Origin of the sequence: Pseudomonas monteilii NBRC 103158 = DSM 14164, assembly GCF_000730605.1 — a bacterium.
Lineage (GTDB): Bacteria > Pseudomonadota > Gammaproteobacteria > Pseudomonadales > Pseudomonadaceae > Aquipseudomonas > Aquipseudomonas monteilii.
Genome location: NZ_BBIS01000043.1, coordinates 24,296 through 37,433, shown reverse-complemented (window position 1 = coordinate 37,433; position 13,138 = coordinate 24,296). Strand labels below are relative to the sequence as shown.

Genomic DNA, 13,138 nt, shown 5'->3' with positions numbered 1-13,138 from the left:
TGAAGAAAAACGCGGCGCGCAAAACGCGCAGTTGCGCGATAGTTTAGGGGCAGCGACAATATCTGTTAACTGGATTATCAAGATATGTGTTATCGGTTATATCGATATGCGATTCACACTTCGTCAACTGCAGGTCTTCGTCGCCGTCGCCCAGCATCAAAGCGTCTCTCGGGCCGCTAGCCTGCTGGCGTTGTCGCAGTCGGCCGCCAGCACTTCAATTACCGAACTGGAGCGGCAATCGAGCTGCCAGTTGTTCGACCGTGCCGGCAAGCGACTGGCCCTCAACGCCTTGGGCCATCAGCTGCTACCGCAGGCGGTGGCCCTGCTCGACCAGGCCAAGGAAATCGAAGACCTGCTCAATGGCAAGTCCGGTTTCGGTTCGCTGGCGGTTGGCGCCACGCTGACCATCGGCAACTACCTGGCCACCCTGCTGATCGGCAGCTTCATGCAGACCCACCCGGAAAGCCAGGTGAAGCTGCATGTACAGAACACTGCGCATATCGTGCAGCAGGTGGCGCACTACGAAATTGATCTGGGTCTAATCGAAGGTGACTGCAACCACCCGGACCTGGAAGTGCAGCCCTGGGTAGAGGACGAACTGGTGGTGTTCTGCGCGCCGCAGCATCCGCTGGCCACGCTGGGCCGCGCCGATATCGAAAGCTTGTCGCAAGAAGCGTGGATACTGCGCGAGCAAGGCTCAGGCACGCGCCTGACCTTCGACCAGGCCATGCGCCATCACCGCGCCAACCTCAATATACGCCTGGAGCTGGAACACACCGAAGCCATCAAGCGCGCCGTCGAGTCGGGCCTGGGCATTGGTTGCATTTCACGCCTGGCGCTGCGGGATGCCTTCCGCCGAGGCAGCCTGGTAGCGGTAGAAACCCCCGAGCTGGACCTGATGCGCCAGTTCTACTTCATCTGGCACAAACAAAAGTACCAGACCTCGGCCATGCGTGAGTTTCTGGAACTTTGCCGCAGCTTCACTGCGGGCTTTACCCGCAGTGATGAGATCGTGCTGCCGCCAATCGCTTAAAGCAGGATAACGCCCCACACCAGCGCGACCATGGTCAGCGCCACCAGCTGTGCGGCGCTGCCCATGTCCTTGGCGTTTTTCGACAGGGGGTGACGCTCCAGCGAGATGCGGTCGATGGCCGCTTCCACTGCCGAGTTGAACAGCTCGACGATCAAGCCCAACAAGCACACCGCGATCATGATCGCCCGTTCCGCACGGCTGACCGGCAACCAGAAGGCGATCGGGATCAGCAGCACGTTGAGCAGTACCAGTTGGCGGAACGCGGCCTCCCCTTTGAAGGCGGCGCGCAGGCCGTCCAGCGAGTAGCCGGCGGCGTTGAAGATGCGTTTGAGGCCGGTCTGGCCCTTGAATGGCGATGTCATGTGAGTCACTTCACAACAGAAAGGCCAGCAGACTAGACCGGCACGGGTCAAAAAAGCGTGAAGCCACGCGCAGTCAGTTGCTGGCAACCGATTCAAGTTGTTGCAGCAGCAGCGCAGCCTGGGTGCGGGTGCGCACGCCCAGCTTGCGGAAGATCGCGGTCACGTGGGCCTTGATGGTTGCTTCCGACACGTTCAGCTCATAGGCGATCTGCTTGTTCAACAAGCCTTCACAGACCATGGTCAGTACGCGGAATTGCTGCGGCGTAAGGCTGGCCAGGCCTTCGCTGGCGGCTTTGGCCTCAGCCGACACATCCACCTTTTCGAACGCCTGCGGCGGCCACCAGACCTCGCCATCGAGCACCTTGCGCACGGCATCCTGGATGACTTCCAGGGTGCTGGACTTGGGAATGAAGCCACTGGCGCCAAACTCGCGGGACTTGACCACCACGGCAGCCTCTTCCTGCGCCGATACCATCACCACGGGAATCTGCGGGTATTGCCCGCGCAACAGCACCAGCCCGGAAAAACCGTAAGCACCCGGCATGTTCAAGTCCAGCAGCACCAGGTCCCAGTCGGCTTTTTCGCTCAGACGGGTTTCCAGTTCGGCAATGCTCGCGACTTCGACCAGGCGTACATCCGGGCCCAGGCCGAGGGTAACGGCCTGGCGCAGGGCGCCACGGAACAGTGGGTGGTCATCGGCAATCAGGATTTCGTAAGTGGCCATCGATCTAAGGATCCTGTTCTGTGCCAGGCGCTCGAGGGTAAGGGAAGCGTCCGGCGGGGAATCGGCGCCAAGGATGCCGAGCACGGTCAAGGGTGGTCAAGCCGATCGCCCTGCCGTCTCGCCAACCCTGGCTGCCAGCTCCGTCATTATGAACCAAAGCAGGGGTTGTGCCCCTTGGACTATAGGAAGGTATGCAAACGCTGATGGGTGTCGTCCTGCTCGTCCAGCGGCAGGCGCCGCTTGCCGCTCAGGTAATGCAGGCTGAACACATCCAGGTAGGCATCCAATGCCTGCGAGGCCTGGCTGTCACCGGCCAGGTCCAGGCACATGGCGGCCACTTCTGCCGTGCAGAAGTGATCGTCACGCTTGGAACGCCGCAGGCGGTAACGCGACATCTGCTCGGCCTGCAGGCTCAACACCGGGAAGCGGTCCAGGTACGGGCTTTTGCGGAACATCTTGCGCGCCTCGGTCCAGGTGGCATCCAGCAGGATGAACAACGGGCGCTTGCCCGGCTCGCGCACCACCTCGCTGACCACCCGCTGCTCAGCCACGAACTCGCCCGGAAAGACGATATAGGGCTGCCAGCGCGGGTCGTCGAGCAAGGCCAGTAAACGCTCGTCGACCGAGGTGCGCAGCCAGCCAAAAGCGGAGGTGTCTTCGATCAGGTCGGCAATCAGCCAGCCGGTGTTGGTAGGCTTCAACGGCTCGGTGTCGTGCATCAGCAGGCACACGCCGGAGTCAGCCTGTACACGGGGTTTCCAGGCACACAGGCAGTGGGTGGCAATCACCCGGCAATCCGGGCAACGCTCTGCACGCGAACCACGGGCGATGAATGGCTTGTTGCTGCGGGCCAGGCGTTCGGCGCGCAGGCGCGCTACCGCATGGCTCATGCCGGCAGGCCTCTGGTCGATTTGGAAATGGGCACAAGGATGACTCGGAGAACACAAGGGCGCCAGTTTACCAGAACAGGGGGCAATTGCTGTGCAGGCTGCAAGGCGGTCTTTATAATCGGGCCTTTACCGTGCCCGGATCTTGCCTTGCGCGATTTCACGGAACACCGTCGACCCGCGCATGTCAAAGCGCCAGTCATCGAACCAGGAGAGATTCATGCTGCGCCTTATCGCCCCCGCCCTGAGCCTGTTGCTCGCCCTGCCTTTGGCAGCACAGGCGGCATCCAAGCAGGACTACGACCTTAACAAGATGCTGCAGAAGGTTGCCAAAGAAAGCAGCGTCGGTACCCCGCGCGCCATCAACGAGGACATCCTCGACCAGGGTTACACCGTAGAGGGCAAGGCGCTGGTCAACCACCTGAGCGTACGCCAGAGCCACGCCGAGCGCATGCAGGCCAACCCCGAGCAGGTACGCAGCCAGCTGGGCGACAGCGTTTGCCGCAATAGCGGGTTCCGTAACCTGATGTCCAAGGGTGCGGTCATGGTCTACCGTTTCACTGTCTACAAGACCAACCAGCCCATCATGGATCAGGCCTTCGACAGTGCCAGCTGCGTGGCCGGCAACAAGAAGAAGTAACAGGCGCGTATCACGCTACACCTGCTCCTTCTCGCGGGCGCACCAGCGCCCTTCAGCGGCATCGGCGCGCATTTCGGCCAACAACGCCTGCAGGTAGCGCGACTGGCACTCCAGCCCCTCCAACCTGCGGCGGCACTCGACCTCGAGGCTCAGGTGATGCATCTGGGCCGCGCTCTCCAGCAGCCGGTAGAGCTGCCCGTCCACTTCGATGATCAAGCGATGCATACCGCCACCTCCTGCATCGACACGTTTCGCTTTACCAGTTAACCAAACCCGTGCCGCCATTGGGTGCATGCCGACAGGCGGCGCTGCCAAACAACCCGGCACGATCGGGCGCGACGGTCTAGATTGAGGTCATAGGCATTGGTGCAGAAGGAGACGTTGCATGCCTTACCAATCGAATGAACTGCTGTTCAGCCACTTCCGCGACAACAACATCGACCTGAGCAACATCGACGCACAACTGCAACTGGTAGCACCCGACAGCCCCAACTTGCCGCTGTACCGCGACATGATGCTGACCATCCTGCGCATGGCCCATGACGACAGCGACCGCTGGAGCGCCAAGATCACCTTGCAAGCCCTGCGCGAACTGGACCAGTCGTTCCGCACCCTGCAGCGCTACAAAGGTCGGCGCAAGGTGACCGTGTTCGGTTCGGCACGTACCCCGCTAGAGCACCCGATGTATGCCTTAGCCCGCGAGCTGGGCGCCTCCCTGGCACGCTCCGATCTGATGGTCATTACCGGAGCGGGTGGCGGCATCATGGCGGCAGCCCACGAAGGCGCTGGCAGCGAGCACAGCCTGGGTTTCAACATCACCCTGCCCTTCGAACAACATGCCAACCCCACGGTAGGCGGTACCGACAAGCTGTTACCGTTCCACTTTTTCTTCATCCGCAAGCTGTTTTTTGTCAAAGAGGCTGATGCCCTGGTGCTGTGCCCTGGCGGTTTCGGCACCCTGGATGAAGCGCTGGAGGTTCTGACCCTGATCCAGACCGGCAAAAGCCCATTGGTACCGGTGGTGCTGCTGGACTCGCCTGGCGGTAGCTTCTGGCGAGACTGCCTGAACTTCATCAGCAGCCAGCTGGAAGAAAACCGCTACATCCTGCCCAGCGATCTGAAGCTGGTACGCCTGGTACACAGTGCCGACGAGGCGGTGGAGGAAATCAACCAGTTCTACAGCAACTACCATTCCAGCCGCTGGCTGAAGAGCCAGTTCGTAATCCGCATGCACCACCCGCTCAGCGAAGCAGCGCTGTATGACATCCAGGAGGGTTATGCCGACTTGCGCCTGAGTGGCAAGTATCACCAGCAGCCAGACAGTGGCGCCGAGCATGAGGTGGGTAATTTCAGCCACCTGACCCGCTTGTCGTTCGCCTTCAATGGCCGGGATCAGGGCCGGTTGCGCGAGCTGGTAGACTTCATCAACCTGCCGGAAAACTGGGCCAAGCCGCAGCCGATGCATACCACGCAACGGGCTAGGGAGGCGTTGAGGGTCAGTTCATAAGTGTCGTCTGCTTTGGGGCCGCAGAGCGGCCCCGGCATTTCAGCAATGATCAGTAATCATCCAGATCCCGCCCACTGAGCAGGCGACCGATCAAATCCATGGGGAAGCCCCGGTAAGCGAGAAACCGGGTCTGCTGGGCACGGCTGCGCGGGTCTTGCGGGCGCTGCCCGGCGAACTTGCGCTGCCACACATCACGCATGCGCTCTGCCCAGTCCACCTCGCTCTCGCGTAGCGCCTGCTCGATATCAGCACGCGCCAAACCACGCTGCCCAAGCTCTTCGCGAATACGCGCAGGGCCATAGCCAGAACCGGAACGGTAGCGGATAAAGCTTTCAAGGTAGCGGGCTTCACTCAGCAGCCCTTCTTCGGCGAGCCGATCAAGCTCAGGCTCGATCAGCTCATCCGAAGCGCCGCGCTGACGCAGCTTGCGCGTCAGCTCGACGCGACCGTGCTCACGTCGCGCGAGCAGGTCCATGGCTGTCCGCCGAATGGCGACGGGGGTGTCGAGTACGGCGGACATGTTCAGCTATCTACCGCGCAATCAATAACCGGCGTCAGCGTCGGCCATGTCATCGGCATCTGCTTCGACAGCCGCAGCTTTGCCAGCAGCAGCGACAGCGCCAGAAGTCAGCAACTTGTCGCGAATCTGCTTCTCGATCTCGGCACCAATCGCCGGGTTCTCAGCCAGGTACTTGGCGGCGTTGGCTTTACCTTGACCAATCTTGTTGCCTTGGTAGGCATACCAGGCACCGGACTTCTCGACCAGACCTTGGGAAACACCCAGGTCGATGATTTCGCCGTTGCGGTAGATACCCTTGCCGTAGAGGATCTGGAACTCGGCCTGACGGAACGGTGGCGAAACCTTGTTCTTGACGATCTTGACGCGGGTTTCGCTGCCAACCACCTCGTCGCCTTCCTTGACCGCACCCGTACGACGGATGTCCAGGCGCACCGAGGCGTAGAATTTCAGGGCGTTACCACCGGTGGTGGTTTCCGGGCTGCCGAACATTACGCCGATCTTCATACGGATCTGGTTGATGAAGATTACCAGGCAGTTGGCGTTCTTGATGTTACCGGTGATTTTGCGCAGCGCCTGGGACATCAGGCGAGCCTGCAGGCCCACGTGCATGTCACCCATTTCGCCTTCGATCTCGGCCTTCGGCACCAGGGCGGCCACGGAGTCAACGATGATCACGTCAACAGCGTTGGAACGCACCAACATGTCGGTGATTTCCAGGGCCTGTTCGCCGGTGTCCGGCTGCGAAACCAGCAGGTCGTCGACGTTGACGCCCAGCTTGCCCGCGTATTCAGGGTCGAGGGCGTGCTCGGCGTCGACGAAGGCGCAGGTGGCGCCGTTTTTCTGGGCTTCGGCGATGACCGACAGGGTCAGCGTGGTTTTACCCGACGATTCCGGGCCGTAGATCTCGACGATACGGCCTTTTGGCAGGCCGCCAATGCCCAGTGCGATGTCCAGGCCCAGCGAACCGGTGGAAATGGCCGGGATCGCCTGGCGCTCGTGGTCGCCCATGCGCATGACTGCGCCTTTACCGAATTGGCGTTCGATCTGACCCAGGGCCGCAGCCAAGGCGCGCTTCTTGTTGTCGTCCATTGAAATCCTCACGTGTTCGACGTGGCCCTGACGGCCGGAATACCTGTATAAGTAGCCAGTATTATTCCACAGGCCGGCGCTCACGCAAACCCCTGTCGTCGATTTACTCGGCACCAAGCTGTAACAAGCCGTCTAACGCGGCGATCACCGTCTGTCGGCGCACCGCCTCGCGGTCACCGTCGAACTGCCGGCGCTCGCTGAAGACACGGCTGCCATCGCCCCAGGCCAGCCACACGGTTCCCACCGGCTTGGCGGGCGAGCCACCGTCCGGCCCGGCCACTCCGCTTACCGCCACGGCAAAGCGCGCGCCACTGGCGGCCTGGGCACCTCTGACCATGGCTTCGACCACTTCCTGGCTAACCGCGCCCACCTGGCCGAACAGCACCTCTGGCACCCCCAGCTGGCGAGTTTTCTGGGCATTGGAATAAGTGACATAACCGGCCTCGAACCAGGCCGAGCTACCGGGTACACGGGTGATGGCTTCGGCAATGCCGCCGCCGGTGCAGGATTCGGCGGTGGTCACCTGCGCGCTGAGGCGGCGCAGATGCTTACCCAGACGCGTGGCAAGCGTGGTGATCAGGTCCATACAGGGCTCCTTGAAGGCTGCCCTCTACCCTATCAGTTAGTGGCTTTCACTGATATTCGGCCAGGTCGCGAAGCGGGCAGCCACAACGGCGACAGACCTGCCGCGAAATGACGATATCGCCAATGAACAGGCGTTCGACCTCGACCGGTTTGTGCCTGTACAGCCCGCAAATCATGCGCCTCAGCCAATGGGGCATGTCAGAAGTTCAGCCGCAGTACGGTACGCCAGAAGTTCTTGATCGGTGAACGCCGGTGCTTGGCCCAGTTGCGCTCCCACCACTCATCCTCGTTGCGCACTACCTGCTCCAGATCGCTACCTGCCACAGCTGCCGCATGTTGGCGATACAACATCGGAAACACGCAGTGCTGACGAATCTTGTGCTTGACCACCACATCCACGGGCGTGCCATCGTAGGGCGTCTCTGCCAGGATCCGGCAGCCTTCGCGCGACAGTACATAAGCGTGCAGTGCAACCACGCGCCCCCTGGCAATGAACGGGAACCACGTCAGCCAGGTTCGCCCCATGGAATAGCCCAGATGCAGGGCCTGGAAAGAGCGTGACTGCATGAAGCGGTTCACCCAGCGCACCCGCGAAGCCTTGAAATCATAAGCCTTGGCATCGTCTTCGAAGATCAGGATTCGATCCAGCCCGTTGTCCAGTGCGTGGCGTGCCAACTGCTGGTGCGATTCGTAGCAACCCCGCTTGGGGTCACTGTTTTTCGCCACGACATGAAAGACCACTTCATTGTCCAGCTGCCGCCCGATGGTTTCACTGAACAGCTTGCGCCGGTCATCCCGCGTGTCGAGGGAAATACAAAAAACCGCATCGACATCAAAACGAATTCCACTCACTGCACTAACCAACCTGATTGCAATAACGGTTAACTTGGCACGGCCAAAAGGGCGCAATCTTCCATGGGAGCCCCATGATGTCAACAAGCCATACCCCCACGTCTGCGCTGGCCGGCGTTGCAGGTTCTGCCGGTGCGGCAGCCGTGGTAACCTATGCGGCTTGAAAATTCAGGTGGGTCTCGGCGCCGCGCATGCAACACGGAACGCCTCAATTTGCCCCACAATGTTGAGACCTACACTCTAAGTCTTTGATGAATAAAGCACTCTCCGATCTTTCCGCACACACCCCGATGATGCAGCAGTACTGGAAGCTGAAAAACCAGCACCCGGATCAGCTGATGTTCTACCGCATGGGCGACTTCTACGAGATCTTCTACGAAGATGCCAAGAAGGCTGCGAAACTGCTGGACATCACCCTGACCGCGCGCGGTCAGTCGGCTGGCCAGTCCATCCCCATGTGCGGGATTCCGTTCCATTCGCTGGAAGGCTACCTGGCCAAGCTGGTTAAGCTGGGCGAATCGGTGGTGATCTGCGAACAGATCGGCGACCCGGCCACCAGCAAGGGCCCGGTCGAACGCCAGGTGGTGCGCATCATCACTCCCGGCACGGTCAGCGACGAAGCCCTGCTCGACGAACGCCGCGACAACCTGATTGCCGCGCTGCTCGGTGACGAACGCCTGTTCGGCCTGGCCGTACTGGACATCACCAGCGGCAACTTCAGCGTGCAGGAGATCAAGGGCTGGGAAAACCTGCTGGCCGAACTCGAGCGCCTGAACCCGGTCGAGCTATTGATCCCCGACGACTGGCCACGCGACCTGCCTGCCGAGAAGCGCCCGGGCGCCCGCCGCCGCGCCCCGTGGGACTTCGACCGTGATTCGGCGCGCAAGGCGCTGTGCCAGCAGTTCGCAACCAAGGACCTCAAAGGCTTTGGCTGCGACAAGCTGACCCTGGCCATTGGCGCCGCCGGTTGCCTGCTGACCTACGCCAAGGAAACCCAGCGCACTGCCCTGCCGCACCTGCGCAGCTTGCGCCACGAGCGCCTGGACGACACGGTCATCCTCGATGGCGCCAGCCGGCGCAACCTGGAGCTGGACGTCAACCTGGCGGGTGGGCGTGACAACACCCTGCAATCGGTGGTCGATCGTTGCCAGACCGCCATGGCCAGCCGCCTGCTGAGCCGTTGGCTGAACCGGCCGTTGCGCGACCTCAAAGTACTGCAAGCACGTCAGGACTCGATCCGTTGCCTGCTCGACAACTACCGCTTCGAGAAGCTGCAGCCACAGCTGAAGGAAATTGGCGATATCGAGCGCATCCTTGCCCGTATCGGCCTGCGCAATGCCCGCCCTCGTGACCTGGCGCGCCTGCGCGATGCCTTGGGCGCGTTGCCCGAGCTGCAAAACGCCATGACCGAGCTTGAGGCGCCGCACCTGGCGCGCCTGGCAGCCATTACCGGCACCTACCCGGAGCTGGCCAGCCTGCTGGAGCGTGCAATCATCGACAACCCGCCGGCGGTAATCCGCGACGGCGGCGTGCTCAAGGCCGGCTATGACAGCGAGCTGGACGAGCTGCTGGCCATCAGCGAAAACGCCGGCCAGTTCCTGATCGACCTGGAAGCCCGGGAAAAGGCCCGTACCGGGCTGGCCAACCTCAAGGTCGGCTACAACCGCGTGCATGGCTACTTCATCGAGCTGCCGACCAAGCAGGCCGAACAGGCACCGGGCGACTACATCCGCCGCCAGACGCTCAAGGGTGCCGAGCGCTTCATCACCCCTGAGCTGAAAGCGTTCGAGGACAAGGCACTGTCGGCCAAAAGCCGCGCCCTTGCCCGCGAGAAGATGCTCTACGACGCCCTGCTGGAAACCCTGATCAGCCACCTGGCACCGCTGCAGGACAGCGCCGCCGCCCTGGCCGAACTGGATGTACTCAGCAACCTGGCCGAACGTGCGCTGAACCTCGACCTTAACTGCCCGCGCTTCGTCGACGAGCCGTGCCTGCGCATCGAGCAGGGCCGCCACCCGGTGGTGGAACAGGTGCTGACCACGCCATTCGTGGCCAACGACCTGGGCCTGGACAACAGCACGCGCATGCTGATCATCACCGGCCCGAACATGGGCGGTAAGTCCACCTACATGCGCCAGACGGCCCTGATCGTGCTGCTGGCGCACATCGGCAGCTTCGTACCGGCAGCCAGCTGCGAACTGTCACTGGTCGACCGCATCTTCACCCGCATCGGCTCCAGTGACGACCTGGCTGGCGGGCGCTCGACCTTCATGGTAGAGATGAGCGAAACCGCCAACATTCTGCACAACGCCACCGACCGCAGCCTGGTGCTGATGGATGAAGTAGGCCGTGGCACCAGCACCTTCGACGGCCTGTCGCTTGCCTGGGCCGCCGCCGAGCGCCTGGCGCAATTGCGTGCCTACACCTTGTTCGCCACTCACTACTTCGAGCTCACCGTGCTGCCGGAGAGCGAGCCGCTGGTGGCCAACGTGCACCTCAATGCCACCGAGCACAACGAGCGTATCGTGTTCCTGCACCACGTCCTGCCTGGCCCTGCCAGCCAAAGCTACGGCCTGGCCGTGGCGCAACTGGCCGGCGTGCCGACGGCGGTCATCCAGCGCGCCCGCGAACACCTGGGGCGCCTGGAGACCACCAGCCTGCCGCATGAGCCGGCCCCGGCCTCAAAAGCCAAGGACACGCCACAAGTGCCGCACCAGAGCGACCTGTTCGCCAGCCTGCCACACCCGGCCATCGAGAAGCTGGGCAAGCTGCAGCTGGACGACATGACCCCGCGTCAAGCTATCGAAATGCTATATCAACTAAAGAACCTGTTATAACGGCAGCCACTACAAGCTGGTAGAATCCGCCGCGGTTTGCTGGTGCTGCAGGTTATTAGCCTGGCCTGCAGCCACATACCTGTAAACCGCGCGGCCCTGAGAGGAAGGGCCGCCGCCGTCGCCTGAGGAGAGAACTAGAAATGACCTTCGTCGTCACCGACAACTGCATCAAATGCAAATACACCGACTGCGTGGAAGTCTGTCCGGTGGACTGCTTCTACGAAGGCCCGAACTTCCTGGTCATCCACCCGGACGAGTGCATTGACTGCGCCCTGTGCGAACCGGAGTGCCCAGCACAAGCCATCTTCTCGGAAGACGAAATCCCTGCGGGGATGGAGAACTTCATCGAGCTGAACGCCGAACTGGCGGAAGTCTGGCCGAACATCACCGAGCGTAAGGACGCCCTCCCGGACGCTGAAGAGTGGGACGGCAAGCCTGGCAAGATTGCAGAACTGGAGCGCTGATAGCGCCCGGACACGAAAAAGGCCCCTCGGGGCCTTTTTTGTTTTTCTGCAGGCAAAAAAAGGGGCGGTTTGACCCGCCCACATTTTTTCCGTAGTCCCTGCTTGTCCCAAACATCATCCTGATGAAATCGCGTCTTGCGATGTCCTTGGCCTCCTCCCTGGAAGCCTGTGCATGTCCGTGTGCACAGTTCGAATACTAGCGGCTTCAGCTGAGCGGGCAAGCGCGAAACCTCACAAGGTATTACACGGGACACATTTCCACACAGCCAAATAACGCATGATTTTCAATGAGTTGGAAAAATACCGGGGCTGAAAACGACAATGATGTACTGAGACTTGCATAGATAGCTTACAAAACAAGTAAGAAAAGGCTTACATGCAATGTTACCGGGGTAGCGCAGTACATATTCGACATCTGTTGTGGCTGGCAGATTTTGGGGCTGCTTTGCAGCCCATCAAACTCAAATGGAACACCCGTTTTCGCCACACACAAAAACGCCCCGAGGTCATCGGGGCGCTTTTGATTTACAGGCTTTCGCTACTGGAACAACGACTCGCTGGACAGGCCGTTCTTCTCCAGGATCTCACGCAGGCGCTTGAGCCCTTCTACCTGGATCTGCCGCACCCTTTCCCGGGTCAGGCCAATCTCCAGGCCAACATCCTCCAGGGTGCTGCTTTCATGCCCGCGCAGACCAAAGCGACGTACCACCACTTCCCGCTGCTTGTCGGTCAACTCCCCCAGCCACTGGTCGATGCTCTGCGACAGGTCGTCATCCTGTAGCAGCTCGCACGGGTCTGTCGGGCGGTCGTCGGTCAGGGTGTCGAGCAGGGTCTTGTCCGAATCCGGGCCAAGCGACACATCCACCGAAGACACCCGTTCGTTCAGGCCGAGCATGCGCTTGACCTCGGCGACGGGCTTCTCCAGCAACGTGGCGATTTCTTCCGGGGAGGGTTCGTGGTCCAGCTTTTGGGTCAGCTCGCGCGCCGCGCGCAGGTATACGTTCAGCTCTTTGACCACGTGGATCGGCAAACGAATGGTGCGGGTCTGGTTCATGATCGCCCGCTCGATGGTCTGGCGAATCCACCAGGTCGCATAGGTCGAGAAACGGAAACCACGCTCCGGGTCGAACTTCTCGACCGCACGGATCAGCCCAAGGTTGCCCTCCTCGATCAGGTCGAGCAGCGACAGGCCACGGTTCACGTAACGACGGGCAATTTTAACAACCAGGCGTAGGTTGCTTTCGATCATGCGCTTGCGGCCAGCAGGGTCACCCTTTTGCGACAAACGCGCAAAATGCACTTCCTCTTCCGGCGAAAGCAGCGGCGAGAAGCCGATTTCGTTGAGATACAGCTGGGTGGCATCGAGCGCCCGGCTGTAATCGATGTACTTGTGTTGCTTAAGCGAAGAGCCCGACTTGGCCCTCGTCCGAACCGAAGATACAGCAGGTTCGTCTGACACCACATCCGTTTCCAAAACGATACCCGTCTCCATCAGGAGGACGTCATCGTCGATGTCAAACTCCGGCACTTCTTTACTGAGAGCCATTGTTATAGTCCTTTGCTGAGTTCGAACTCAGACTCGAGCGGCACCTTTATCCCTGGCAGCGCTTGAGCCTGTCCCCTCTACATCACAGGAAC

At 61.1% G+C, this 13,138-nt stretch carries 15 protein-coding genes; 5 read left to right on the top strand and 10 right to left on the bottom strand.

Features of this window, described 5'->3' with window-relative positions; genetic code table 11:
* Positions 1-106 precede the first annotated feature (106 nt).
* The gene (gene finR, locus PM2_RS21560) at positions 107-1,033 is read left to right on the top strand and encodes a LysR family transcriptional regulator FinR (RefSeq protein WP_016715443.1); all 927 of its coding nucleotides are present in this window, start codon (positions 107-109) and stop codon (positions 1,031-1,033) included.
* On the opposite strand, the gene PM2_RS21555 is transcribed toward finR, so the two are convergent.
* From PM2_RS21555 to PM2_RS21545, 3 genes are all read right to left on the bottom strand, one after another.
* The gene (locus PM2_RS21555; RefSeq protein WP_010952700.1) at positions 1,030-1,395 is read right to left on the bottom strand and encodes a diacylglycerol kinase; all 366 of its coding nucleotides are present in this window, start codon (positions 1,393-1,395) and stop codon (positions 1,030-1,032) included. The two genes, finR and PM2_RS21555, sit on opposite strands and share 4 nt — an antisense overlap.
* A gap of 73 nt (positions 1,396-1,468) precedes the next feature.
* Positions 1,469-2,119, bottom strand: coding sequence for a response regulator transcription factor ErdR (gene erdR / locus PM2_RS21550; protein WP_016715442.1), 651 nt, complete (start codon positions 2,117-2,119; stop codon positions 1,469-1,471).
* A gap of 179 nt (positions 2,120-2,298) precedes the next feature.
* Complete coding sequence (locus PM2_RS21545) at positions 2,299-3,009, bottom strand: tRNA-uridine aminocarboxypropyltransferase (protein WP_016715441.1); 711 nt, start codon at positions 3,007-3,009, stop codon at positions 2,299-2,301.
* A gap of 217 nt (positions 3,010-3,226) precedes the next feature.
* Here PM2_RS21545 and PM2_RS21540 point away from each other — a divergent pair, with 217 nt between their 5' ends.
* Entirely contained in the window at positions 3,227-3,646 is a 420-nt protein-coding gene (locus PM2_RS21540) for a quorum-sensing-regulated virulence factor family protein (RefSeq protein ID WP_016715439.1), read from the top strand.
* Positions 3,647-3,661: 15 nt separating this feature from the next.
* Here PM2_RS21540 and PM2_RS21535 read toward each other — a convergent pair whose 3' ends face one another.
* Positions 3,662-3,871: a hypothetical protein gene (locus PM2_RS21535; protein ID WP_016715438.1), complete on the bottom strand. Its 210-nt coding sequence runs from the start codon at positions 3,869-3,871 to the stop codon at positions 3,662-3,664.
* A 160-nt stretch (positions 3,872-4,031) separates the two neighbouring features.
* Between PM2_RS21535 and PM2_RS21530 the strand changes: the two genes are divergently transcribed.
* Positions 4,032-5,153: an LOG family protein gene (locus PM2_RS21530; RefSeq protein WP_016715437.1), complete on the top strand. Its 1,122-nt coding sequence runs from the start codon at positions 4,032-4,034 to the stop codon at positions 5,151-5,153.
* Between the two features lie 49 nt (positions 5,154-5,202).
* Here PM2_RS21530 and recX read toward each other — a convergent pair whose 3' ends face one another.
* The 5 genes from recX to PM2_RS21510 all read right to left on the bottom strand — a co-directional run bounded on the left by recX (position 5,203) and on the right by PM2_RS21510 (position 8,199).
* Complete coding sequence (gene recX / locus PM2_RS21525) at positions 5,203-5,673, bottom strand: recombination regulator RecX (protein WP_016715436.1); 471 nt, start codon at positions 5,671-5,673, stop codon at positions 5,203-5,205.
* A gap of 21 nt (positions 5,674-5,694) precedes the next feature.
* Positions 5,695-6,762, bottom strand: a complete 1,068-nt coding sequence (gene recA / locus PM2_RS21520; protein WP_016715435.1) for a recombinase RecA — start codon at positions 6,760-6,762, stop codon at positions 5,695-5,697.
* Positions 6,763-6,865: 103 nt separating this feature from the next.
* A complete protein-coding gene (locus PM2_RS21515; RefSeq protein WP_016715434.1) occupies positions 6,866-7,348 on the bottom strand; it encodes a CinA family protein in 483 nt (160 codons plus the stop codon).
* 46 nt (positions 7,349-7,394) lie between these two features.
* Positions 7,395-7,544: a hypothetical protein gene (locus PM2_RS30810; RefSeq protein WP_154670320.1), complete on the bottom strand. Its 150-nt coding sequence runs from the start codon at positions 7,542-7,544 to the stop codon at positions 7,395-7,397.
* Between the two features lies 1 nt (position 7,545).
* Positions 7,546-8,199 carry a glycosyltransferase family 25 protein gene (locus PM2_RS21510; RefSeq protein ID WP_016715432.1) on the bottom strand — a complete coding sequence of 218 codons (654 nt, stop codon included), beginning with the start codon at positions 8,197-8,199 and terminating at the stop codon, positions 7,546-7,548.
* Between the two features lie 251 nt (positions 8,200-8,450).
* On the opposite strand from PM2_RS21510, the gene mutS reads away from it, so the two are divergent.
* Together mutS and fdxA are read left to right on the top strand one after the other, a co-directional pair.
* Positions 8,451-11,036: a DNA mismatch repair protein MutS gene (gene mutS / locus PM2_RS21505; RefSeq protein WP_080693993.1), complete on the top strand. Its 2,586-nt coding sequence runs from the start codon at positions 8,451-8,453 to the stop codon at positions 11,034-11,036.
* Positions 11,037-11,176: 140 nt separating this feature from the next.
* A complete protein-coding gene (gene fdxA, locus PM2_RS21500) occupies positions 11,177-11,500 on the top strand; it encodes a ferredoxin FdxA (protein ID WP_028698700.1) in 324 nt (107 codons plus the stop codon).
* 538 nt (positions 11,501-12,038) lie between these two features.
* Here the strand turns inward: fdxA and rpoS are convergent.
* Positions 12,039-13,046, bottom strand: coding sequence for an RNA polymerase sigma factor RpoS (rpoS, locus tag PM2_RS21495; RefSeq protein ID WP_003252351.1), 1,008 nt, complete (start codon positions 13,044-13,046; stop codon positions 12,039-12,041).
* Positions 13,047-13,138 lie beyond the last annotated feature (92 nt).

Excerpts from the sequence above, each read along its gene's own strand:
- finR (WP_016715443.1), top strand. The coding sequence starts at position 107 with ATGCGATTCACACTTCGTCAACTGCAGGTCTTCGTCGCCGTCGCCCAG.
- PM2_RS21555 (WP_010952700.1), bottom strand. The coding sequence starts at position 1,395 with ATGACATCGCCATTCAAGGGCCAGACCGGCCTCAAACGCATCTTCAAC.
- erdR (WP_016715442.1), bottom strand. The coding sequence starts at position 2,119 with ATGGCCACTTACGAAATCCTGATTGCCGATGACCACCCACTGTTCCGT.
- PM2_RS21545 (WP_016715441.1), bottom strand. The coding sequence starts at position 3,009 with ATGAGCCATGCGGTAGCGCGCCTGCGCGCCGAACGCCTGGCCCGCAGC.
- PM2_RS21540 (WP_016715439.1), top strand. The coding sequence starts at position 3,227 with ATGCTGCGCCTTATCGCCCCCGCCCTGAGCCTGTTGCTCGCCCTGCCT.
- PM2_RS21535 (WP_016715438.1), bottom strand. The coding sequence starts at position 3,871 with ATGCATCGCTTGATCATCGAAGTGGACGGGCAGCTCTACCGGCTGCTG.
- PM2_RS21530 (WP_016715437.1), top strand. The coding sequence starts at position 4,032 with ATGCCTTACCAATCGAATGAACTGCTGTTCAGCCACTTCCGCGACAAC.
- recX (WP_016715436.1), bottom strand. The coding sequence starts at position 5,673 with ATGTCCGCCGTACTCGACACCCCCGTCGCCATTCGGCGGACAGCCATG.
- recA (WP_016715435.1), bottom strand. The coding sequence starts at position 6,762 with ATGGACGACAACAAGAAGCGCGCCTTGGCTGCGGCCCTGGGTCAGATC.
- PM2_RS21515 (WP_016715434.1), bottom strand. The coding sequence starts at position 7,348 with ATGGACCTGATCACCACGCTTGCCACGCGTCTGGGTAAGCATCTGCGC.
- PM2_RS30810 (WP_154670320.1), bottom strand. The coding sequence starts at position 7,544 with ATGCCCCATTGGCTGAGGCGCATGATTTGCGGGCTGTACAGGCACAAA.
- mutS (WP_080693993.1), top strand. The coding sequence starts at position 8,451 with ATGAATAAAGCACTCTCCGATCTTTCCGCACACACCCCGATGATGCAG.
- fdxA (WP_028698700.1), top strand. The coding sequence starts at position 11,177 with ATGACCTTCGTCGTCACCGACAACTGCATCAAATGCAAATACACCGAC.
- rpoS (WP_003252351.1), bottom strand. The coding sequence starts at position 13,046 with ATGGCTCTCAGTAAAGAAGTGCCGGAGTTTGACATCGACGATGACGTC.